General features: G+C 64.6%; 21 protein-coding genes. 18 read left to right on the top strand and 3 right to left on the bottom strand.

The features are described 5' to 3' along the window. Window positions 1–35: 35 nt before the first annotated feature. The 4 genes from BRO63_RS06545 to BRO63_RS06560 all read left to right on the top strand — a co-directional run bounded on the left by BRO63_RS06545 (window position 36) and on the right by BRO63_RS06560 (window position 4,476). Window positions 36–1,835 (top strand): gamma-glutamyltransferase family protein, encoded by a 1,800-nt coding sequence (locus tag BRO63_RS06545; protein ID WP_088138973.1) that lies wholly within the window; start codon window positions 36–38, stop codon window positions 1,833–1,835. Window positions 1,836–1,914: 79 nt separating this feature from the next. After that, a complete protein-coding gene (locus BRO63_RS06550) occupies window positions 1,915–2,889 on the top strand; it encodes a diacylglycerol/lipid kinase family protein (protein ID WP_088138974.1) in 975 nt (324 codons plus the stop codon). Further along, window positions 2,886–3,671: a metallophosphoesterase family protein gene (locus BRO63_RS06555; protein ID WP_088138975.1), complete on the top strand. Its 786-nt coding sequence runs from the start codon at window positions 2,886–2,888 to the stop codon at window positions 3,669–3,671. Before BRO63_RS06550 ends, BRO63_RS06555 begins: the two co-directional genes overlap by 4 nt. Before the next feature lie 37 nt (window positions 3,672–3,708). Beyond that, window positions 3,709–4,476: a phosphatase PAP2 family protein gene (locus tag BRO63_RS06560; RefSeq protein ID WP_088138976.1), complete on the top strand. Its 768-nt coding sequence runs from the start codon at window positions 3,709–3,711 to the stop codon at window positions 4,474–4,476. On the opposite strand, the gene BRO63_RS06565 is transcribed toward BRO63_RS06560, so the two are convergent. The 3 genes from BRO63_RS06565 to BRO63_RS06575 are packed head-to-tail and all read right to left on the bottom strand — an operon-like array spanning window position 4,447 to window position 5,935. Further along, window positions 4,447–4,884, bottom strand: a complete 438-nt coding sequence (locus BRO63_RS06565) for an NAD(P)-binding domain-containing protein (protein ID WP_088138977.1) — start codon at window positions 4,882–4,884, stop codon at window positions 4,447–4,449. The genes BRO63_RS06560 and BRO63_RS06565 overlap by 30 nt on opposite strands. Next, entirely contained in the window at window positions 4,881–5,324 is a 444-nt protein-coding gene (locus BRO63_RS06570; protein WP_088138978.1) for a PaaI family thioesterase, read from the bottom strand. The genes BRO63_RS06565 and BRO63_RS06570 overlap by 4 nt, the downstream gene beginning before the upstream one ends. Beyond that, window positions 5,321–5,935 carry a TetR/AcrR family transcriptional regulator gene (locus tag BRO63_RS06575; RefSeq protein ID WP_088139187.1) on the bottom strand — a complete coding sequence of 205 codons (615 nt, stop codon included), beginning with the start codon at window positions 5,933–5,935 and terminating at the stop codon, window positions 5,321–5,323. The genes BRO63_RS06570 and BRO63_RS06575 overlap by 4 nt, the downstream gene beginning before the upstream one ends. Window positions 5,936–6,414: 479 nt before the next feature. On the opposite strand from BRO63_RS06575, the gene BRO63_RS06580 reads away from it, so the two are divergent. The 14 genes from BRO63_RS06580 (at window position 6,415) to BRO63_RS06645 (ending at window position 21,012) form a co-directional block, all read left to right on the top strand. Continuing rightward, window positions 6,415–7,524, top strand: a complete 1,110-nt coding sequence (locus BRO63_RS06580) for a porin (protein WP_088138979.1) — start codon at window positions 6,415–6,417, stop codon at window positions 7,522–7,524. Between the two features lie 291 nt (window positions 7,525–7,815). After that, window positions 7,816–8,175 (top strand): NADH-quinone oxidoreductase subunit A, encoded by a 360-nt coding sequence (locus BRO63_RS06585; RefSeq protein WP_006217959.1) that lies wholly within the window; start codon window positions 7,816–7,818, stop codon window positions 8,173–8,175. A 39-nt stretch (window positions 8,176–8,214) separates the two neighbouring features. Continuing rightward, on the top strand, window positions 8,215–8,691 hold the full coding sequence (locus BRO63_RS06590; protein ID WP_006217960.1) for a NuoB/complex I 20 kDa subunit family protein: 477 nt from the start codon (window positions 8,215–8,217) through the stop codon (window positions 8,689–8,691). A 75-nt stretch (window positions 8,692–8,766) separates the two neighbouring features. After that, window positions 8,767–9,393: an NADH-quinone oxidoreductase subunit C gene (locus BRO63_RS06595; protein ID WP_088138980.1), complete on the top strand. Its 627-nt coding sequence runs from the start codon at window positions 8,767–8,769 to the stop codon at window positions 9,391–9,393. Between the two features lie 3 nt (window positions 9,394–9,396). Further along, entirely contained in the window at window positions 9,397–10,653 is a 1,257-nt protein-coding gene (locus BRO63_RS06600; RefSeq protein ID WP_088138981.1) for an NADH-quinone oxidoreductase subunit D, read from the top strand. 47 nt (window positions 10,654–10,700) lie between these two features. Further along, window positions 10,701–11,195 carry an NADH-quinone oxidoreductase subunit NuoE gene (nuoE, locus tag BRO63_RS06605; RefSeq protein WP_013392145.1) on the top strand — a complete coding sequence of 165 codons (495 nt, stop codon included), beginning with the start codon at window positions 10,701–10,703 and terminating at the stop codon, window positions 11,193–11,195. Beyond that, window positions 11,192–12,559, top strand: a complete 1,368-nt coding sequence (nuoF, locus tag BRO63_RS06610; RefSeq protein WP_088138982.1) for an NADH-quinone oxidoreductase subunit NuoF — start codon at window positions 11,192–11,194, stop codon at window positions 12,557–12,559. The genes nuoE and nuoF overlap by 4 nt, the downstream gene beginning before the upstream one ends. A gap of 15 nt (window positions 12,560–12,574) precedes the next feature. Next, window positions 12,575–14,902 (top strand): NADH-quinone oxidoreductase subunit NuoG, encoded by a 2,328-nt coding sequence (gene nuoG, locus BRO63_RS06615; RefSeq protein WP_088138983.1) that lies wholly within the window; start codon window positions 12,575–12,577, stop codon window positions 14,900–14,902. After that, window positions 14,902–15,975 (top strand): NADH-quinone oxidoreductase subunit NuoH, encoded by a 1,074-nt coding sequence (nuoH, locus tag BRO63_RS06620; RefSeq protein ID WP_088138984.1) that lies wholly within the window; start codon window positions 14,902–14,904, stop codon window positions 15,973–15,975. The genes nuoG and nuoH overlap by 1 nt, the downstream gene beginning before the upstream one ends. A 21-nt stretch (window positions 15,976–15,996) precedes the next feature. Continuing rightward, window positions 15,997–16,485 (top strand): NADH-quinone oxidoreductase subunit NuoI, encoded by a 489-nt coding sequence (gene nuoI / locus BRO63_RS06625; RefSeq protein ID WP_008161196.1) that lies wholly within the window; start codon window positions 15,997–15,999, stop codon window positions 16,483–16,485. Window positions 16,486–16,502: 17 nt separating this feature from the next. Next, entirely contained in the window at window positions 16,503–17,153 is a 651-nt protein-coding gene (locus BRO63_RS06630) for an NADH-quinone oxidoreductase subunit J (RefSeq protein ID WP_088138985.1), read from the top strand. Beyond that, the gene (gene nuoK, locus BRO63_RS06635) at window positions 17,150–17,458 is read left to right on the top strand and encodes an NADH-quinone oxidoreductase subunit NuoK (protein ID WP_006217969.1); all 309 of its coding nucleotides are present in this window, start codon (window positions 17,150–17,152) and stop codon (window positions 17,456–17,458) included. The genes BRO63_RS06630 and nuoK overlap by 4 nt, the downstream gene beginning before the upstream one ends. A gap of 18 nt (window positions 17,459–17,476) precedes the next feature. Beyond that, window positions 17,477–19,513, top strand: a complete 2,037-nt coding sequence (gene nuoL, locus BRO63_RS06640; RefSeq protein ID WP_088138986.1) for an NADH-quinone oxidoreductase subunit L — start codon at window positions 17,477–17,479, stop codon at window positions 19,511–19,513. Then, window positions 19,510–21,012: an NADH-quinone oxidoreductase subunit M gene (locus tag BRO63_RS06645; RefSeq protein WP_013392151.1), complete on the top strand. Its 1,503-nt coding sequence runs from the start codon at window positions 19,510–19,512 to the stop codon at window positions 21,010–21,012. The genes nuoL and BRO63_RS06645 overlap by 4 nt, the downstream gene beginning before the upstream one ends. Window positions 21,013–21,019: the final 7 nt, after the last annotated feature.

A 21,019-nucleotide genomic window follows, 5' to 3' on the forward strand; every position in this document is an offset into this window, starting at 1 on the left:
TTCCGCGTTTCAGCGGCAGCCCTATAGGAATCATCATGTTTACCACTCGCCCGGAAATCCTTGGCACCTTCGGTGTCGTGACCTCCACCCATTGGTTGGCCAGCGCGGCCGGCATGTCGCTGCTGGAGCGCGGCGGCAACGCCTTCGACGCCTGCGTGGCCTCGGCCTTCGTGCTGCAGGTGGTCGAACCCCATCTGGTGGGCCCGGCGGGCGAAGTGCCCGCGGTGTTCTACTCCGCGCGCACCGGCCGAGTCGAGGTGCTGTGCGGCCAGGGCACCACGCCCGCGGCCGCCACGCTCGAACGCTACCGCGCCGAAGGCCTCAAGCTCATCCCTGGCAATGGCCTGCTGGCGACGGTCATCCCAGGCGCCTTCGACGCCTGGATGCTGCTCCTGCGCGACCACGGCAGCATGCGCGTGCGCGACGTGCTGGAGCCCGCCATCTATTACGCGGAGCACGGCCACGCGCTGATGCCGCGCATCTCCAACACCATCGCCGGCCTGAAGGATTTCTTCCAGACCCATTGGCCGACCACCGCCGAGGTCTACGTGCCGGGCGGCAAGGTGCCCGAGGCCCGCAAGCTGTTCCGCAATCCGGCACTGGCGCGCACCTGGACCCGCGTGCTGCAGCAGGCCGAAAGCGCCGGCGCGGACCGCGAGCGCCAGATCGAGGCGGCGCGCGACGCGTTTTACCGCGGCTTCATTGCCGAGGAAATCGACAAGTTTGCGCGCAACACCGATGTCATGGACGAGAGCGGTTCCACGCACCGCGGCGTCATCACCGCCGACGACCTGGCGGGCTGGTCGGCCAGCTACGACAAGCCGGTCACGTACGACTACCACGGCTATACCGTGGCCAAGGCCGGCTCCTGGAGCCAGGGTCCGGTGTTCCTTCAAACCCTGGCGCTGCTCAAGGACATGGACCTGGCGGGCGTGAGTCCGATCAGCGCCGAATTCGTGCACCGCGTGACCGAGGCCATGAAGCTGGCCTTCGCCGACCGCGAGGCCTATTACGGCGATCCGGCCTTCGTCGACGTGCCGCTGGAGCACCTGTTGTCCGACGCCTACAACGCCGAACGCCGCGCGCTCATCGGCGAGTCGGCCTCGCAGGATCTGCTGCCCGGCCAGGTGCCGGGTTTCGAGGCCCAGGTGAAGCGCGTGATGGACACGCTGGAGCGCCTGTCCAAGGTGTCCGCGCCCGGTAGCGCCACCAATGAACCCACGCTGGCCGACATGCGCGCCTCCGCCAAGCGCGGCGACACCACGCACGTGGACGTGATCGACCGCTGGGGCAACATGATCTCGGCCACGCCTTCGGGCGGATGGTTCCAGTCCTCGCCGGTGATCCCGGAACTCGGCTTCGGCCTGAACACCCGGGCGCAGATGTTCTGGCTGGAAGAAGGGCTGCCCGGCACGCTGGCGCCCGGCAAGCGTCCGCGCACCACGCTCACGCCCTCGCTGGCGCTGCGCGACGGCAAGCCCTACCTGGCATTCGGCACGCCGGGCGGCGACCAGCAGGAGCAATGGCAGCTGTTGTTCTTCCTGCGTCACGTGCATCACGGCCTGAACCTGCAGGAAGCGATCGACCTGCCCATGTCCCACACCATGCATTTCCCCACGTCCTTCTATCCGCGCGACCGCAAGCCGGGGCATCTGGCGGTGGAGGCGAGCTTCGGCGCCGAGGTCATCGCGGCGCTGCGCCAGCGCGGGCACCAGATCGAGGAAGTGCCCGAATGGTCGGTGGGCAGGTTGACCGCGGCTTCGCGCGACGCCGACGGCCTGCTGCACGCGGCGGCCACGCCGCGCCTGATGCAGGCCTACGCCATCGGCCGCTGAACGGCGGCGGCGGGCGCGCCTGGCGCGTCCGCCGCCAGCCTTGTTGCGGCGCTTTGCCGGCATGGGGTATGTTTGTCGCATGACGCCACCCCAGCAGAAACCGGCAATAGCGGCCCATTCCCTGACGGGACAAGAACCTCTCTTCATCGTCCTCAATACCGGATCGGGGCGCGGCGACGCGCAGATCCTCCAAGACACGATCCGTCGCATACTCGACGAGGCCGGGCGCCGCTATGAGCTGATGCCCGTGCAGGATCCGTCGCGCCTGACCGCCACGGCCGAGGCCGCGGTCAGGCGCGCGCAGGAACAGCAGGGCGTGGTCATCGCGGCGGGCGGCGACGGCACGCTCAATGCGGTCGCGGGCGTCGTGCTCGGCAAAGGCGTGCCGTTCGGCATCCTGCCCCAGGGCACGTTCAATTACTTCGGGCGCAGCTACGGCATCTCGCAAGATACGGAAGTGGCCTTGCGCGGCTTCCTGCAAGGCCAGCCCAGGCCGGTGCAGGTCGGCATGCTCAACGGCCGGCTGTTCCTGGTCAATGCCAGCCTGGGCCTGTACCCGCAACTGCTCGAGGACCGCGAGGCCTACAAGCAGAAGTACGGCCGCAGCCGGCTGGTGGCGCTGTGGTCAGGCCTGGTCACGCTGCTGCGCGCGCCGCGCCAATTGAGCCTGCTGCTGGATCACGGCGGGCAGGCGCGCAACCTGCGCTCGCCCACGCTGGTGGTCGGCAACAACAAGCTCCAGCTGGAGCACATCGGCATCGAATCCGCGGAGCTGGACCAGAATCGCCTGATCGCCATGGCGGCGCGGCCGGTCGGCACCCTGGCGCTCTATGGCCTGCTGCTGCGCGGCCTGTTCAGCCGCTTGGGCGAAGCCGAGCACGTGGTCAGTTTCGCCTTCGACCGCCTGACGGTGGCGGTGCGCGGACGCCGCCGCGTCAAGGTGGCGATGGACGGCGAGATCTCCTGGATGGATACGCCGCTGGAATTCAAAGTGGCCGACGAACGGCTGCCGCTGGTGGTGCCGGCGGATTCGCAATACCTGGACCGTTCATGACCCGCATCCTGCATTTTTCCGATACCCACTTCGGCACGGAGCGTAAACCCGTGGTCGAAGCCGCGCTGGACCTGGCCTGCAATCTCGCGCCCGACCTGGTGGTGCTCAGCGGCGACATCACGCAACGCGCGCGGCGCGGCCAGTTCGCCGCCGCCCGCAAGTTCATCGAACGCCTGTCGCTGCCGGTGCTGACGGTGCCGGGCAATCACGACATTCCGCTGTTCAACGTGTTTGCCCGCGCGCTCAACCCCTACGGCAACTACAAACGGGCCTTGGGCCCCGTGCTGGAACCCGTGTTCGAGAACGCTGGCCTGCTTGCCATCGGCGTCAATACGACGCGCCCTCGCCGCCGCAAGGATGGCGAGATATCCGGCGCGCAGATCGCAAGGGTCGCCGAGCGGCTGCGCCAGGCCAAGCCAGGACAGCTGCGTATCGTGGTCGCGCATCATCCCGTGCGCGCCAAGGTCGAGTCGGACCTGTCCAACCTGTTGAACGGACGCGAACGCGCGCTGGAAACCTGGACGCAGGCAGGCGTCCACCTGGTGCTGGGCGGCCACATCCATCTGCCCTATGTGCTGCCGCTGAATCCCGCGGCGCCTGCCAGCGGCTGGGTCGTCCAGGCCGGAACCACCTGCTCGCGCCGCGTGCGCGGCAACGTGCCCAATTCGGTCAATGTGATTACCCGCGAGGGGCAGGGCGATTGCCAGATCGAGCGTTGGGACTACGCCGCCGGGGCGCATGCGTTTGCACCGGTGGACAAGACCCTGGTCGAGTTGTATTGAGAGAGAGCGGGAATTTCTTCGTGACGGGCTCTTACTTATGACGGATGCGTATGCGGCATGGGCGGCGGCCCATGCCTTGCAGCTATTCATCGCGCTGCCATTGCTGGCCGCGGCGGCGGCGCTGGCCCTGGCGTACTGCTGGCCGCGCCTGCCCGGCGGCGGCCGCCTTGTGGTGTTTGCCCTGGGGGCGTCCGCGGCGCTCGCGCTGTTCCTGATCCTGGCCTACGCCATCGAACGCCTGGGCGCGGTGGTCGCGTTCGACCAGGCGCTGGCGCGCGCGCTGGGCATGTCCATGTCGACGCCGCTGCTGTGGCTGCTGTCGTGGTTCACGTATCTGGGCGACCGAAATTTCCTGACCGTGGTGAGCGTGCTGATGACATTGTTCCTGCTGTTGCGCAGGCAATGGGGGCTGGCCGTCGTCTGCGCCGTCGCCACCGGCGTGGGCGGGGCGCTGAATTGGCTGCTCAAGCACGCTTTCGAGCGCGTCCGGCCGGAACATGAACATGGCTATGCCAGCGCGGCGGGGTGGAGCTTCCCCAGCGGCCATTCCTCGGCCGCGATGGCCGTGTACGGCATGGCCTGCTATCTGCTTTGGCGTCTGGCGCCTCCTGCTTGGCGCCTGCCGGGAACCGCGCTGCTGGCGGCTCTCATCATGGCGATCGGACTCAGCCGCATCCTGCTGCAGGTCCATTTCGCCAGCGACGTGCTGGCGGGTTTCGCGGTCAGCCTGGCCTGGCTGGCGCTGTGCGTCGCGGTGGCGCAGCGCTTGCGGCCGTCATGCCCCCAGGGCCAGGGCGTTCAGTAGGCGCGCCTCGGCGCCCGGGGCGTCCGCCGCCGCGGCCAGGGGCGCGCAGGTGTAACGGCCGCCCGCCGCGACGATGGCCTGGTCCAGGCTGCGCACGCGCTCGGCGCAGGGCGGTTCCAGGTCCACGATCAGTTTGCCCGCCACCGGCGCCGTCACGTTGCCGTCGCTGAAGCGCTCCAGCGTGCGGTCGATCTCGCGCTCGCGCGGCAGCGCCAGCACGATGGTGTCCGATTCTTCCAGCGCTTCGCGGGCGGACGTCGCCAGCGTGGCGCTGCCGCGGAAGTCCTCGCAGCGCGCGGGCTCGATGTCGTAGAGGGTCAGCGCGATGTCCGGCTCGGCCGCCAGGAGGCGCTGCGCGGCTCGCGTGCCGGTCTTGCCCATGCCGACGATGCTCACGCGCATATTCATGGCTTGGGCACGGACCACGTGCTCACGATATGGGCGAGGGGCTCGTCCGACCCCGCGCCGGTCAGAATGACTTCCCCGGCGGACAGCCGGCCCACTTTCAGCAGTCGGGCGTCGGCATGGATGGCCCCCGCCGGACTCTTGCGCAGGAAATTGATCGTCAGGCTGGCCGTCACCGCGTGCGCCTGTCCGGTTGCGCCCACTACCGCCGCGTACATGGTCAGGTCGGCCAGGCCCATCAGCATCGGGCCGGCGACGATGCCGCCGAGCCGCTGGTGGGCGTCTCGCGCCGGCAGCACCGCGCGCGCCGTGCCGCGGCCGATGTGCAGCACGTCGATGCCCAGCAGCAGCGAAAAGGGATGCTGGTCTGCCAGCAGGATATGGAAATCGGCCAGGCTGATCAGCGGGGCGTCGGCCGGGGTGTCCAAGTCGGTTGCGGTCATCGTTGCTCCAGGGCGAGGCAGTAGTTGTCCAGCAGCGCTTGCGCATGCTGGCCCAGGGATTTCAGGCGGCGGGTGTGCAGCAGCAGCAACAGCCCCATCAGATAGGTGAAAAGATTCATCTGCTCGACCGCGACTGCCGCGGCCTCCCAGGATTTGGTCCGGGCCAGCGCCACGCCCAGCAGGTCGATGCACTGGCGCAGGCGGGCGTTGAGCCGTTCGTCCATTTCCCGGCCCAGGCCGCGCGGCCCCAGCCCCTGGAACAGGTACATGCCCAGCGAAAAGTCGGTCCGCCGTTCGGCGTAGTAGCCGAAGAACGCATGGATCGCAGTACGCGCCGCGGCCGGGGCCGGGCCGCTGGAGGCCGCTTCGGCCAGATGCGCATGCAGGCGTTCCAGCGATTCCTCCAGCAGCGCGCCATAAATGGTTTCCTTGCCGGCGAACCAGGGGTAGATGGCGCCGGTGGTGCAGCCGGCCTCCTTGGCGATCGCGCGGATCGTGGTCTTCTCCAGGCCGTCGCGCTCGAACACGCGCTGCGCGGCGTCCAGAACCAGCTGGCGGCGCAACGCATTCAATCGTTCGGAGCGGTCGGCGCGGGAGGAGGGCGTGGGCATGTGGCTCAGGAGGGAAATCGACGATTCGATCATATCGACGATTTTTATAAATAACAACGTTATTGATAGTGGACAAAGGCGCCATTCCCGCTGCGCGGATCCTTACGGCGGAAATGGGATCCCGGCGGCGTGGCGAAGGTCAGCGTCAGGCTCAAACCGTGCCGGAAGAGGCCTTCCATTGGGTGCCGGGGATGGTATCCAGATCATCCGGATAATTAGGGGCAGGGCTGAAAGTCGCATGGATAGGTGCTTGGCCCAAAAACTAAGGGTAAGCCCTAGTGCGGTCGGCCAGGCTGCGCCGAGTTGTTGCAATATCCCAACAAGCCTGTCGTAAACCTGCACTTTTCTGGCGCCGACCATAGCCAGCCCCCCTGATTTTTGATGCAATAGCGTCAACTTCCCTTCGCGGAGTTAGGGGGGCGGCAGGCTGGTTTGCTGGATTGCTGCTCTTGTCACTCAAATCAACGGAGATTTCTTAAATGAAAAAGACTCTGCTCGCTGCCGCCCTGCTCGCCGGTTTTGCCGGTGTCGCCCAGGCAGAAACGTCTGTCACCCTGTACGGTATCATCGACACGGGTATCGGCTACAACAAGATCAGCGGTGGTCCCGATGCCATGAACGGCAGCCGTTTCGGCATGATCAACGGCGTCCAGAACGGTTCGCGCTGGGGTCTGCGTGGTTCGGAAGACCTGGGTGACGGCCTGCGCGCTGTTTTCCAACTGGAATCCGGCTTTGATTCGGGTAACGGCAAGTCGGCCCAAGGTGGCCGCCTGTTCGGTCGTCAAGCCACCATCGGTCTGGCCAGCGACAGCTGGGGCCAACTGGACTTCGGTCGCCAAACCAACATCGCGTCGAAGTACTTCGGCTCGATTGATCCGTTCGGCGCTGGCTTCGGTCAAGCCAACATCGGCGTTTCGATGAGCGCTGCCAACACGCAACGCTACGACAACATGGTCATGTATCAGACCCCGTCGTTCAGCGGCTTCCAGTTCGGTATCGGCTACTCGTTCAACGCCGACGACAACAACGCGGATCAAACCGGCTGGCGCACGGCTGACAACACCCGCGCCATCACGACCGGTCTGCGTTACGTGAACGGTCCCCTGAACGTCGCTCTGACGTACGACCAGCTGAACGCTTCGAACAAGTCGGTGTTTGCTGACCAAGACGCGACCCCGCGCATGTACGCAATCGGCGGTTCGTACGACTTTGAAGTCGTGAAGCTGGCCTTGGCCTACGCTCGCACGACCGACGGCTGGTTCGCTGGTCAAGGCGTGAACACCGGCTCCGGCTCCCTGAGCATCGGCACCAACATCTTTGCTGATGGCTTCAAGGCCAACTCGTACATGGTCGGCCTGTCGGCCCCGATCGGCGGCGCAAGCAAGCTGTTCGGTTCGTGGCAAATGGTTGACCCCAGCAACGACCGTATCAACGGTGCTGAGACGATGAACGTCTTCTCGCTGGGCTACACCTACGACCTGTCCAAGCGTACCAACCTGTACGCTTACGGTTCGTACGCCAAGAACTACGCCTTCATCGAAGACGTCAAGTCGACCGCCGTCGGCGTCGGTATCCGTCACCGCTTCTAATCCAAAGCAGGGCGCAAGTCCTGCCTGGATTTAAAGTGCGCGAACGGGCTTCGGCCCGTTCGTATGAAACCACCCTTCGGGGTGGTTTTTTTCGTTTATGCGCCTGTGTTTTTGCGTGTGTTTGTGCGTGCATCGGCAGGCTGCTGTATGCTTGCGCACCGGTGCTGAAAACAGCCATTGTTCCATTTGAGGAATGCTGTCTTTCACCTGCTGTTCGAGCTACAGAGTTCAGCCAGAAGTAACCGCGCGAATGCTACAATCCTAAGGTTTGCGCATTTGACGGACGCCTGAATGAACCTGCAACAGTATTTTCCCGTCCTGCTGTTTATCGTAGTGGCCACCCTTATCGGGTTCGCGCTTCTAACGGCCGGCTCCCTCCTTGGTCCGCGGCGTCCCTACGCCGAGAAGCTCTCGCCGTACGAATGCGGTTTCGAGGCCTTCGAAGACGCCCGCATGAAGTTTGACGTGCGCTACTACCTCGTGGCGATCCTGTTCATTCTTTTCGACCTGGAAATCGCGTTCCTGTTCCCGTGGGCCATCGCCCAGGGCACGGTCGGCCTCGTCGGTTTCTGGACGGTCATGGTATTCCTGGCCGTGCTGACGGTCGGCTTCATCTACGAATGGAAAAAGGGCGCGCTGGACTGGGAATAACCCGCCGGGTTTTTCCTCAGCACGCTATCAGAGACGAATATGGCTATAGACGGCATTCTCAAGCAAGGGTTCATCACAACCAGCGCCGACAAGTTCCTTAATTGGGCGAAGACCGGCTCCATGTGGCCCATGACCTTCGGTCTGGCCTGTTGCGCGGTTGAAATGATGCACGCGGGCGCGGCCCGCTACGACCTGGACCAATTCGGCATCATCTTCCGGCCCAGCCCGCGCCAGTCCGATCTGATGATCGTGGCCGGCACGCTGTGCAACAAGATGGCGCCGGCGCTGCGCAAGGTCTATGACCAGATGCCCGAGCCGCGTTGGGTGGTTTCGATGGGCTCCTGTGCCAACGGCGGCGGTTACTACCACTACTCGTATTCGGTGGTCCGTGGCTGCGATCGCATCGTACCGGTAGACGTCTACGTGCCGGGCTGCCCGCCCACGGCCGAGGCGCTGGTCTACGGCTTGCTGCAAATGCAGAACAAGATCCGTCTGACCAACACGATTGCGCGCTGAGCTTCGCCGCGCCAGGCGGCAGTTCGTGCCGCCGGCCCCGCGAAACCAGCGTATCGGTTCACCTAAGCGTACAAGATGATGACCAGGCTCGAAACCCTGAAAAACAATTTGCAGACTACCCTCGGCGCGGATATCGCGCTGACCGAGGCGTTGGGCGAGCTGACGCTCGAAGTGCCCGCGCAGCAGTGGTTCTCCGTCTGCAACAAGCTGCGCACCGAAGCCGGCCTGCGCTTTGAAACCTGTATCGACCTCTGCGGCGTCGACTACCTGACCTGGGGCAACGGCACGCGCCAGCTGCCCGAGGAAGCGACCGCCAAGATCCACCGTTCGCGTTTCGCCGTGGTCGCGCACCTGCTCTCGATCGAGAACAACTGGCGCCTGCGCGTGCGCACCTGGGCCGAGGACGACGAGTTCCCCATCGTCGCGTCGCTGATGGAATGCTGGCCGGCCGTGGGCTGGTTCGAACGCGAAGCCTTCGACCTGTACGGCATCGTCTTCGAAGGCCATCCGGACCTGCGCCGCATCCTCACCGACTATGGCTTCATCGGCCATCCCTTCCGCAAGGACTTCCCGCTGTCCGGCACCGTAGAAATGCGCTACGACCCGGAACAACGGCGCGTCATTTACCAGCCGGTCACGATTGATCCGCGCGAGATCACTCCGCGCGTGGTCCGCGAAGACTCCTACGGCTTGGGGCGTTAAATCATGGCAGAAATCAAGAACTACACGCTCAACTTCGGCCCCCAGCACCCGGCCGCGCACGGCGTGCTGCGCCTGGTGCTCGAGCTCGACGGCGAAGTGATCCAGCGCGCCGATCCGCACATCGGCCTGCTGCACCGCGCCACCGAAAAACTGGCCGAACACAAGACCTACATCCAGGCGCTGCCCTACATGGATCGCCTGGACTACGTGTCCATGATGTGCAACGAGCACGCCTATGTCATGGCCATCGAGAAGCTGCTGGGTGTCGAAGCCCCGCTGCGCGCGCAGTACATCCGCGTGATGTTCGACGAGATCACCCGTCTGCTGAACCACCTGATGTCGCTGGGCTCGCACGCGCTGGACGTGGGCGCCATGGCGGTGTTCCTGTATGCCTTCCGTGAACGCGAAGACCTGATGGACTGCTACGAAGCGGTCTCGGGCGCGCGCATGCACGCGGCCTACTACCGCCCGGGCGGCGTCTACCGCGACCTGCCGGACTCGATGCCGCAATACGGCGACACCAGCAAGTACCGCGGCGACAAGGAAATGCGCGTCATGAACGACGCGCGTTCGGGTTCGCTGCTGGATTTCATCGAAGACTTCACCAACCGCTTCCCGGCTTGCGTCGACGAGTACGAAACCCTGCTGACCGACAACCGCATCTGGAAGCAGCGTCTGGTGGGCATCGGCGTGGTCGACCCTGATCGCGCCAAGGCGCTGGGCTTCACCGGCCCCATGCTGCGCGGTTCGGGCGTGGCCTGGGACCTGCGCAAGATGCAGCCCTACGAAGTCTACGATCTGCTCGATTTCGACATCCCCGTGGGTGTCAACGGCGACTGCTATGACCGCTACCTGGTCCGTATCGCCGAAATGCGTGAAAGCAACCGCATCATCCGCCAGTGCGTGGAGTGGCTGCGCAACAACCCGGGCCCGGTCATGATCGAGAACCACAAGATCGCTCCGCCCAAGCGCACCGCCATGAAGACCAACATGGAAGAGCTGATCCACCACTTCAAGCTCTTCACTGAAGGTTTCCACGTTCCTCCCGGTGAAGCGTACGCCTCGGTGGAGCACCCCAAGGGCGAATTCGGCATCTATATGGTGTCCGACGGCGCCAACAAGCCTTACCGCCTGAAGATTCGGGCCCCCGGCTTTGTCCACCTGCAATCGCTGGATGAAATGTCGCGCGGTCACATGATCGCCGACGCCGTCACCATCATTGGCACGCAGGACATCGTTTTCGGCGAAATCGATCGCTGATCCGCCCAGACAGTCACGAGCACGCCCGCATAACCCGGATTCAAACTATGCTGCTTTCCGAACAGGCCTACCAGAAAATCGACCGAGAACTCGCGAAGTTCCCGGCCGACCAGCGGCAGTCCGCCATCATGGCCTCGCTTGCCATCGCGCAAGAAGAGAAGGGCTGGTTGGCTACCGAAATCATTGAAGATGTGGCCAACTACATCGGCGTTCCGCCCATCGCGGTCCAGGAAGTCGCCACCTTCTACAACATGTTCGACGTCAAGCCCGTCGGCAAGAACAAGATCGCCGTCTGCACGAACCTGCCCTGTGCCTTGCGCGACGGCGAACGCGCCGGCGACTACCTCAAGCGCAAGCTGGGCGTCGACTACCGCGGCACCACTCCCGACGGCCAGTTCACCCTGGTGGAAGGCGAGTGCATGGGCGCCTGCGGCGACTCGCCCGTGCTGATCGTGAACAACAAGCATATGTGCGTGCGCATGACCGAAGAGAAGCTGGACGCGCTGGTCGCGGCCCTCAAGGTGCAAGGAGAGTCGGCATGAACGCGCCCGACCTGTACAAGCAGTTCGCGCAGGGGCTGGACCCCAACCCGCTGAACGACGTTTCTAATTCGATGTGCCTGCATGGCCGGCACATCCAGCCGCAGATCATGGCTGACGTCGACGGCGCCAACTGGCGCCTGGCCGACTACGTCAAGCGCGGCGGCTACGAAGCCCTGAAGAAGATCCTGACCACCGGCATGAAGCCGGAAGACGTGATCGCCGAGGTCAAGGCCTCCGGCCTGCGCGGCCGCGGCGGCGCGGGCTTCCCGACCGGCCTGAAGTGGAGCTTCATGCCGCGCGCCTTCCCGGGCCAGAAGTACCTGGTCTGCAACTCCGACGAAGGCGAACCGGGCACGTTCAAGGACCGCGACATCCTGCGCTTCAATCCGCACATCGTGATTGAAGGCATGGCCATCGCGGCCTACGCCATGGGCATCAGCGTCGGCTACAACTACATCCACGGCGAAATCTTCGAAGTCTACGAGCGCTTCGAGGAAGCGCTGGAAGAGGCGCGCGCCGCCGGCTTCCTGGGCGACAAGATCCTGGGTTCGGATTACAGCTTCCAGCTGCACGCGTTCCACGGCTATGGCGCCTACATCTGCGGCGAGGAAACCGCGCTGCTGGAATCGCTGGAAGGCAAGAAGGGCCAGCCGCGCTTCAAGCCGCCGTTCCCGGCCAGCTTCGGCCTGTACGGCAAGCCCACCACGATCAACAACACCGAAACGTTCGCGGCGGTGCCCTGGATCATCCGCAACAGCGGCCAGGCCTACCTCGAAGTCGGCAAGCCGAACAACGGCGGCACCAAGCTGTTCTCGATCACCGGCGACGTCGAACGTCCCGGCAACTACGAGATCCCGCTGGGCACCCCGTTCTCGACCCTGCTGGAACTGGCGGGCGGCATGCGCGGCGGCAAGAAGCTGAAGGCCGTGATCCCCGGCGGTTCGAGCGCACCGGTGCTGCCGGCCGACATCATCATGGAATGCACGATGGACTATGACTCCATCGCCAAGGCCGGCTCGATGCTGGGCTCGGGCGCCGTGATCGTCATGGACGAAACGCGCTGCATGGTGAAGTCGCTCTTGCGCCTGTCGTACTTCTATTTCGAGGAAAGCTGCGGCCAGTGCACGCCGTGCCGTGAAGGCACCGGCTGGCTCTACCGCATGGTGCATCGCATCGAAAACGGTCACGGCCGTCCGGAAGATCTGGACTTGCTGGACAACGTGGCGGGCAACATCATGGGCCGCACCATCTGCGCCCTGGGTGACGCCGCCGCCATGCCCGTCCGTGGCTTTCTCAAGCATTTTCGCGACGAATTCGCGCACCACATCGAGCACAAGTCTTGTGTGGTCCCGCAATATCTGTAGGTCTCAGGAACAGCAATGGTTGAACTAACCGTCGACGGCAACAAGGTCGAAGTGCCCGAAGGCAGCATGGTCATGCATGCCGCCCAGAAAGTCGGGCTTTACGTGCCGCATTTCTGCTACCACAAGAAACTGTCCATCGCGGCCAACTGCCGCATGTGCCTGGTTGAAGTGGAAAAAGCGCCCAAGGCGCTGCCCGCCTGCGCCACGCCCGTGACCAACGGCATGGTCGTCCACACCTGCTCCGAGAAGGCTATCGCCGCTCAGAAATCGGTGATGGAATTCTTGCTCATCAATCACCCCCTCGACTGCCCGATCTGCGATCAGGGCGGCGAATGCCAGCTGCAGGACCTGGCCGTGGGCTACGGCGGCTCTTCCTCGCGTTACCAGGAAGAAAAGCGCGTGGTGTTCCACAAGGACCTGGGTCCGCTGGTTTCCGCCGAGGAAATGAGCCGCTGCATCCACTGCACCCGCTGCGTGCGCTTCGGCCAGGAAATCGCCGGCGTCATGGAACTGGGCATGCTGGGCCGTGGCGAGCACTCCGAGATCACGACCTTCGTCGGCCGCTCGATCGAGTCCGAACTGTCGGGCAACATGATCGACATCTGTCCGGTGGGCGCGCTGACCTCCAAGCCCTTCCGCTACAGCGCTCGCACCTGGGAACTGGCCCGCCGCCGTTCGGTCAGCCCGCACGACAGCCTGGGCGCCAACCTGGTGGTCCAGGTCAAGGGCGACCGCGTCATGCGCGTGGTGCCGTTCGAAGACGAAGCCGTCAACGAATGCTGGATCAGCGACCGCGACCGCTTCTCGTACGAAGGCCTGAACAGCGAAGACCGCCTGTCGGCTCCGATGATCAAGGGCACCGACGGCAAGTGGCAGGAAGCTTCCTGGAGCGACGCGCTTGCCGCCGTGGCCCAGGGCCTGTCCCGCGTGCGCGACAGCTTCGGCGCCGGCCAGATCGGCGCCCTGGCGTCCGAATACGCCACCACCGAGGAATACGCGCTGCTGGGCCGCCTGGTCCGCGCGCTGGGTTCCGAGAACATCGATTTCCGCCTGCGCCAGACGGATGCCGCCTTTGACGCCGCCCTGACCGGCGCGCCGTGGCTGGGCATGCCGATCGCCGAACTCGACAACCTGGACCGCGTCCTGGTGGTCGGCTCGTTCCTGCGCAAGGACCACCCGCTGATGGCGCAGCGTCTGCGCCAGGCCGCCAAGCGCGGCACCCAGATCCTGATGGTCGACAGCGCCGCCGACGATCCCCTGATGCCGGTGGCCGCCCGTATCACCGTGGCTCCGTCCGAGCTGGCGGGCGCGCTGGCCGAGGTGGCCGTTGCCCTGGCCCAGGCCAAGGAACAGGCCGTGCCGGCCGAGTTCGCCTCGGTCGCGCCCGGCGAAAACGCCAAGCTCATCGCTGCCAGCCTGGCTTCCGGCGCCAACACCGCCGTGCTGATGGGCAACCTGGCCGTGGCCAGCGCCCAGGCTTCGACCCTGGCCGCCAACGGCCGCGCCGTGGCGGACCTGGCCGGCGGCAAGTTCGGCTTCCTGACCTCCGGCGGCAACACCGTCGGCGGTTACCTGGCCGGCGCCATTCCGGGCAAGGGCGGCAAGAACGCCGCCGCCATGCTGGCCGAGCCGCTGAAGGCCTATGTGGTGCTGCACGCCGAGCCGCTGCTGGATGCCGACAACGGCCAGCAGGCCATTGCCGCGCTGCGCGGCGCGCAGTTCGCCGTGGCCCTGACGCCCTACCGTTCGGCCGCCGCCGAATGGGCCGACGTCATGCTGCCGGTCGCGCCGTTCACCGAAACCTCGGGTACCTACGTCAACGCGCAAGGCCTGGCCCAGAGCTTCAAGGGCACGGTCACGCCGTTCGGCCAGACCCGTCCGGGTTGGAAGGTCCTGCGCGTGCTGGGCAACGTCCTGCATCTGGCCGGATTCGACGACGAGACCTCCGAGTCCGTGCGCGACGCCGCGCTGGCTGGCGGCATCGAAGGCCGCCTGTCCAACGAGATCAAGGCTCCGCTGGGCCTGGGCCAGGCCGCGAGCGGCCTGGAGCGCGTCGCCGACGTGCCGATCTACCGCACCGACGCCATGGTCCGCCGCTCGGAGCCGCTGCAAGCGGCACCGGCCTCGAAGAAGCCGGCTGCCGCCATGAACGGCCGCACGCTCACCAGCCTGGGCCTGACGGCCGGCGTCAAGGTGCGCGTGTCGAGCGGGCAGGGCGCCATCGAACTCGAAACCGTGCAGGACGATGCCGTGGCCGACCGCGCCGTGCGCATCTCCGCAGCCTTTGAAAACACCGCGGCCCTGGGTGGCGCATTCGGTCAAATCAGCGTGGAGCGTGCCTGATGGAATGGCTTAATGTTCTTGAGAGCCAGGGTACGGCACTGCTGGGCCCGACGGTCTGGATGGTCCTCTGGACCCTCATCAAGATTGTGATCATCGCCGTGCCCATCATCCTGTGCGTGGCTTACCTGACGTACTGGGAGCGCAAGATGATCGGCGCCATGCACGTGCGCATGGGTCCGAACCGCGTCGGTTTCAAGGGGCTGCTGCAGCCGTTCGCCGACGTGTTCAAGCTGCTGACCAAGGAAGTGGTGGTTCCGTCGCAGGCCAACAAGGTGCTGTTCATCGTGGCCCCGGTGGTCACGCTGATGCCGGCCCTGGCCGCCTGGGCGGTGGTGCCGTTCGGTCCCGACGTGGTCCTGGCCAACGTCAACGCCGGCCTCCTGTACATCATGGCCATCACGTCCGTGGGCGTGTATGGCGTGATCGTCGCGGGTTGGGCATCCAACTCCAAGTACGCCTTCCTGGGCGCGCTGCGCGCTTCCGCGCAGATGCTGTCCTACGAACTGGCCATCGGCTTCGTGCTGGTGACGGTGCTGCTGGTGTCCGGCAGCCTGAACATGTCCGAGATCGTGCACGTGCAGAACCGCGGCTGGTTCGCCGACAAGGGCCTGACGTTCCTGTCCTGGAACTGGCTGCCGCTCTTGCCGTTGTTCGTGATCTACGTGATTTCGGCCGTGGCTGAAACCAACCGCCACCCGTTCGACGTGGTCGAAGGCGAATCGGAAATCGTGGCCGGCCATATGGTCGAATACTCGGGCATGGCCTTCGCGCTGTTCTTCCTGGGCGAATACGCCAACATGATCCTGCTGTCCTGCATGGCCTCGATCATGTTCCTGGGCGGCTGGGCTTCCCCGATCGACATCGCGCCGCTGACCTGGATCCCCGGTTGGATCTGGCTGGGTCTCAAGACGTTTTTCGTGGTCTCGTTGTTCGTGTGGTTCCGCGCGTCGTTCCCGCGTTACCGCTATGACCAGATCATGCGCTTGGGTTGGAAAATCTTCATCCCGCTGACCGGCGTTTGGCTGGTCGTGGTGGCGATCTGGATGCAGACGCCCTGGAACATTTGGCGCTAAGCCGCCAGGCAGAGGCAGGATATGGAAGCGATCAAGGATTTCTTCGGCAGTCTGATGCTGACCGAATTGCTCAAGGGCATGCGCCTGACGGGCAAGTATTTCTTCAAGCGCAAGGTCACCTTGCGCTACCCCCAGGAAAAGACGCCTGCGTCGCCGCGTTTCCGCGGCCTGCACGCGCTGCGCCGCTACCCCAACGGGGAAGAGCGCTGCATCGCATGCAAGCTGTGTGAAGCCGTGTGCCCCGCGCTGGCCATCACGATCGAGTCGGACCAGCGCGACGACGGCACCCGCCGCACCACGCGTTACGACATCGACCTGACCAAGTGCATTTTCTGCGGCTTCTGTGAGGAAAGCTGCCCCGTGGACTCCATCGTGGAAACGCATATCCACGAATACCACGGCGAAAAGCGCGGCGACCTGTATTTCACCAAAGACATGCTGCTCGCCGTGGGCGACCGCTACGAAGCCGACATCGCCCGCCGCCGGGCCGAAGACGCTCCCTATCGTTGAAGCCCAGGACCTGATCCATGACTTTTACCACTGTCCTGTTTTACATACTGGCCGCCGTGCTGGTGATCGCGGCGTTCCGCGTGATCACCGCGCGCAGCCCGGTCACCGCCGTCCTGCACCTGATCCTGGCATTCGTCAACGCGGCCATGCTGTGGATGCTGCTGGGCGCCGAGTTCCTCGCGCTGCTGCTGGTGCTGGTGTACGTGGGCGCCGTGATGGTGCTCTTCCTCTTCGTCGTGATGATGCTGGACATCCGCATGGATGCCTTGCGCCAGGGCATGAAGACCTACCTGCCGCTGGGCCTGGTCATCGGCCTGGTGATGGTGCTGGAAATGGCCTTCGTGCTGGGTTCGACCTGGTACGGCGCGGGCCCGCAAGCTCCGGTTGCCGGCGACTACAACAACGCCCGCGCGCTGGGCGAAGCGATGTACACCCAGTACATCTACGCGATTGAAGTGGGCGCCGCGCTGCTGCTGGTGGGCATGGTTGCCGCCATCGCGCTGACCCTGCGCCGCCGCCGCGACGTGAAGTACAACGACCCGGTGGCCGCCGTCCGCGTGCGTGCGAAGGACCGTTACCGCATGGTGAGCATGCCCGCCCAGAGCGAGCGCGCCCAGGCGCACAACGGCACCCCGACCGCCGCCGCGCCCCAAGGAGAACAAAAATGACGCTGACGCTGGCCCACTATCTGATCCTCGGGGCGATCCTGTTCGCCATCGGGATCTTCGGCATCTTCCTGAACCGCCGCAACCTGATCATTCTCCTGATGTCCATCGAGCTGGTGCTCCTGGCCGTCAACATGAACTTCGTGGCGTTCTCCAGCTGGTTCGGCGATACCGCCGGCCAGGTGTTCGTGTTCTTCATCCTGACCGTGGCTGCTGCTGAAGCGGCGATCGGCCTGGCCATCCTGGTGCTGCTGTTCCGCAACCTGAACACGATCAACGTTGACGAACTCGATCGCCTGAAGGGCTGAACGGGGTATTGGAAGAAAATGTCTAGCTCACCCAATCTCTACTTGCTCATCGCGCTGGCTCCGCTGGCCGGGGCGATTCTCGCGGGCCTCTTCGGCACCGGGTTCCTGGGCCGTCCCATCGGCCGCCGTGCTTCGCACATGATCACCATCCTGGGCGTGCTCATCTCCACCATCGGCTCGGTGGTGGTGTTGAACGACGTGCTCAACGGCCTGCGCTTCGACGGCGCGGTCTACACCTGGAGCCTGATCGGCCAGACCAAGCTGGAAATCGGCTTCCTGATCGATCCCCTGTCGGCCATGATGATGGTCGTGGTGACCTCGGTGTCGCTGATGGTGCACATCTACACTATCGGCTACATGGCTGATGATCCCGGCTACCAGCGCTTCTTCTCGTACATCTCGCTGTTCACGTTCTCCATGCTGATGCTGGTGATGTCGAACAACATGGTGCAGCTGTTCTTCGGCTGGGAAGCGGTGGGCCTGGTGTCTTACCTGCTGATCGGCTTCTGGTACACCCGTCCCACGGCGATCTTCGCCAACATGAAGGCGTTCCTGATCAACCGCGTCGGCGACTTCGGCTTCGTGCTGGGCATCGGCCTGCTGTTCGCCTACGCCGGCACCATGCACTACGGTGAAGTCTTCGCCCAGGCCGACAAGCTGGCCACCCTGACGCTGCCCGGTTCCGACTGGATGCTGCTGACGGTCGCCTGCATCTGCCTGTTCATCGGCGCCATGGGCAAATCGGCCCAGGTTCCGCTGCACGCCTGGCTGCCCGACTCGATGGAAGGCCCGACCCCGATCTCCGCGCTGATCCACGCCGCCACCATGGTGACGGCCGGCATCTTCATGGTCGCGCGCTTCTCGCCGCTGTTCGAACTGTCCGACGTCGCGCTGTCCTTCATCATCGTGATCGGCGCCATCGGCGCGCTGTTCCTGGGCATCCTGGGCATCATCCAGAACGACATCAAGCGCGTGGTCGCGTATTCCACGCTGTCGCAGCTGGGCTACATGACGGTCGCGCTGGGCGCGTCGGCCTACTCGGTCGCGATCTTCCACCTGATGACGCACGCGTTCTTCAAGGCGCTGCTGTTCCTGGGCGCGGGTTCGGTCATCATCGGCATGCACCATGACCAGGACATCCGCAACATGGGCGGCCTGCGCAAGTACATGCCCATCACCTGGATCACCTTCCTGCTGGGCACGCTGGCCCTGGTCGGCACGCCGTTCTTCTCGGGCTTCTACTCGAAGGAACACATCATCGAGGCCGCCGGCGCCGCCAACGTCTGGGGCGCGAACTTCGCGTACTACTCGACCCTGATCGGCGTGTTCGTGACCTCGCTGTACTCGTTCCGCGTGTACTTCCTGGTCTTCCATGGCAAGGAACGCTTCGACACCACCGGTCACGGCCATGGCCATGACGACCATCACCACGCGGCCGACGTCGACCATGAGCCGGACGGCCATGGCCATCACGGCACGCCGCACGAGTCGCCCTGGGTGGTCACGCTGCCGCTGGTGCTGCTGGCGATCCCGTCGGTCATCATCGGCGCCCTGGTGGTCGACCCGATGCTGTTCGGCAAGTTCTTCGACGGCGTCATCAAGGTCCTGCCGCAGCATCCCGCCATGCACGAGCTGCATGAAGAGTGGCACGGCTGGGTGGCTTTCGGCCTGCACGCCTTCCAGACGGTTCCGTTCTGGCTGGTCGTGGCTGGCGCCGTCACCGCCTGGTACTGCTACCTGATCAATCCCAAGGTTCCGGCCAAGATCAAGTCCAGCCTGTCCGGCATCAACAAGGTGCTTGAGAACAAGTACTACGTGGATTGGGTCAACGAGCAGATCATCGCCCGCGGCCTGCGCTGCCTGGGCCGTGGCCTGTGGCAGACCGGCGATCGCGGCATCATCGACGGCCTGCTGATCAACGGCAGCGCCCGTGTGGTGGGCTGGGTGGCAGCGGTCAGCCGTCACCTGCAGTCCGGCTTCATCTATCACTACGCGTTCGCGATGATCATCGGCATCATGGCGCTGGTGACTTTCTTTGTGCTGATTCCCCAATGATGGCAAGCGAGATGGCATCCAACACTTTCCCCTGGCTCACGCTTGCGATCTTTGTCCCGATCGTATTCGGCCTGCTGGTGCTGGCGGTGGGCCGTGACGACCGTCCCGGCCTGACGCGCGGCCTGTCGCTCGTCGGCGCAATCGCCGGTTTCCTCGTCACGATCCCGCTGTATACCGGTTTCGACTCCACCACGGCCAAGATGCAGTTCGTGGAGAAGACCTCCTGGATCGAGGCCTTCAACGTCAATTACCACCTGGGCATCGACGGCATCTCGATGTGGTTCGTGCTCCTGACGGCCTTCATCACCATCATCGTGGTGCTGGCCGGCTGGGAAGTCATCACCAGCCGCGTCGCCCAGTACATGGCCGCCTTCCTGATCCTGTCGGGTCTGATGGTGGGCGTGTTCTGCGCGCTGGACGGCATGCTGTTCTACGTGTTCTTCGAAGCCACGCTGATCCCGATGTACATCATCATCGGCGTCTGGGGCGGACCGAACCGCGTGTACGCGGCGTTCAAGTTCTTCCTGTACACGCTGATGGGCTCGCTGTTGACGCTGGTCGCCTTCGTGTACCTGTGGAACGTGTCGGGCGGTTCGTTCGACATCCTGACCTGGCAGCAGACCAAGCTGGGCTACACCCCGCAGATCCTGATCTTCGTGGCCTTGCTGGCGGCTTTCGCCGTCAAGGTGCCGATGTGGCCGGTGCACACGTGGTTGCCCGACGCCCACGTCGAAGCCCCCACGGGCGGCTCCATCGTGCTGGCCGCGATCATGCTGAAGCTGGGCGCCTACGGTTTCCTGCGCTTCTCGCTGCCGATCGCTCCCGACGCCTCGCACAGCCTGGCCGGCATGATGATCACGCTGTCGCTGATCGCCGTGATCTACATCGGCCTGGTCGCGATCGTCCAGGACGACATGAAGAAACTGGTGGCTTATTCGTCGGTTGCCCACATGGGCTTCGTGACGCTGGGCTTCTTCATCTTCAACACGGCCGGCGTCGAAGGCGCCATCGTGCAGATGATCTCGCACGGCTTCGTGTCGGGCGCCATGTTCATGTGTATCGGCGTGCTCTATGACCGCATGCACTCGCGCCGCATCGCCGACTATGGCGGCGTGGTCAACGTCATGCCGCGTTTCGCGACTTTCTTCATCCTGTTCTCGATGGCCAACAGCGGCCTGCCGGCCACCAGCGGTTTCGTCGGCGAGTTCATGGTGATCATGGGCGCGGTCGAGCACAACTTCTGGATCGGCCTGCTGGCGGCGACCGCCCTGATCCTGGGCGCTTCGTACTCGCTGTGGATGGTCAAGCGCGTGGTCCTGGGCGACGTCGCCAACGACCACGTGCGCGAGCTGACCGATATCAACCGCCGCGAGTTTGTGATTCTTGGCGTGATGGCGATCGCCGTGTTGTACATGGGGATCTATCCCAAGCCCTTCACCGACGTGATGCACGTTTCGGTGGAGGCCCTGCTGCAACACGTTGCCGTCTCGAAACTGTAAGACAAGA

This window comes from Achromobacter xylosoxidans, assembly GCF_002192695.1.
Classification (GTDB): Bacteria; Pseudomonadota; Gammaproteobacteria; order Burkholderiales; family Burkholderiaceae_B; genus Achromobacter; species Achromobacter xylosoxidans_C.

Bases quoted from the DNA above. Each gene is read 5' to 3' on its own strand.
- BRO63_RS06545 (WP_088138973.1), top strand. From the start codon at position 36: ATGTTTACCACTCGCCCGGAAATCCTTGGCACCTTCGGTGTCGTGACC.
- BRO63_RS06550 (WP_088138974.1), top strand. From the start codon at position 1,915: ATGACGCCACCCCAGCAGAAACCGGCAATAGCGGCCCATTCCCTGACG.
- BRO63_RS06555 (WP_088138975.1), top strand. From the start codon at position 2,886: ATGACCCGCATCCTGCATTTTTCCGATACCCACTTCGGCACGGAGCGT.
- BRO63_RS06560 (WP_088138976.1), top strand. From the start codon at position 3,709: ATGACGGATGCGTATGCGGCATGGGCGGCGGCCCATGCCTTGCAGCTA.
- BRO63_RS06565 (WP_088138977.1), bottom strand. From the start codon at position 4,884: ATGAATATGCGCGTGAGCATCGTCGGCATGGGCAAGACCGGCACGCGA.
- BRO63_RS06570 (WP_088138978.1), bottom strand. From the start codon at position 5,324: ATGACCGCAACCGACTTGGACACCCCGGCCGACGCCCCGCTGATCAGC.
- BRO63_RS06575 (WP_088139187.1), bottom strand. From the start codon at position 5,935: ATGCCCACGCCCTCCTCCCGCGCCGACCGCTCCGAACGATTGAATGCG.
- BRO63_RS06580 (WP_088138979.1), top strand. From the start codon at position 6,415: ATGAAAAAGACTCTGCTCGCTGCCGCCCTGCTCGCCGGTTTTGCCGGT.
- BRO63_RS06585 (WP_006217959.1), top strand. From the start codon at position 7,816: ATGAACCTGCAACAGTATTTTCCCGTCCTGCTGTTTATCGTAGTGGCC.
- BRO63_RS06590 (WP_006217960.1), top strand. From the start codon at position 8,215: ATGGCTATAGACGGCATTCTCAAGCAAGGGTTCATCACAACCAGCGCC.
- BRO63_RS06595 (WP_088138980.1), top strand. From the start codon at position 8,767: ATGATGACCAGGCTCGAAACCCTGAAAAACAATTTGCAGACTACCCTC.
- BRO63_RS06600 (WP_088138981.1), top strand. From the start codon at position 9,397: ATGGCAGAAATCAAGAACTACACGCTCAACTTCGGCCCCCAGCACCCG.
- nuoE (WP_013392145.1), top strand. From the start codon at position 10,701: ATGCTGCTTTCCGAACAGGCCTACCAGAAAATCGACCGAGAACTCGCG.
- nuoF (WP_088138982.1), top strand. From the start codon at position 11,192: ATGAACGCGCCCGACCTGTACAAGCAGTTCGCGCAGGGGCTGGACCCC.
- nuoG (WP_088138983.1), top strand. From the start codon at position 12,575: ATGGTTGAACTAACCGTCGACGGCAACAAGGTCGAAGTGCCCGAAGGC.
- nuoH (WP_088138984.1), top strand. From the start codon at position 14,902: ATGGAATGGCTTAATGTTCTTGAGAGCCAGGGTACGGCACTGCTGGGC.
- nuoI (WP_008161196.1), top strand. From the start codon at position 15,997: ATGGAAGCGATCAAGGATTTCTTCGGCAGTCTGATGCTGACCGAATTG.
- BRO63_RS06630 (WP_088138985.1), top strand. From the start codon at position 16,503: ATGACTTTTACCACTGTCCTGTTTTACATACTGGCCGCCGTGCTGGTG.
- nuoK (WP_006217969.1), top strand. From the start codon at position 17,150: ATGACGCTGACGCTGGCCCACTATCTGATCCTCGGGGCGATCCTGTTC.
- nuoL (WP_088138986.1), top strand. From the start codon at position 17,477: ATGTCTAGCTCACCCAATCTCTACTTGCTCATCGCGCTGGCTCCGCTG.
- BRO63_RS06645 (WP_013392151.1), top strand. From the start codon at position 19,510: ATGATGGCAAGCGAGATGGCATCCAACACTTTCCCCTGGCTCACGCTT.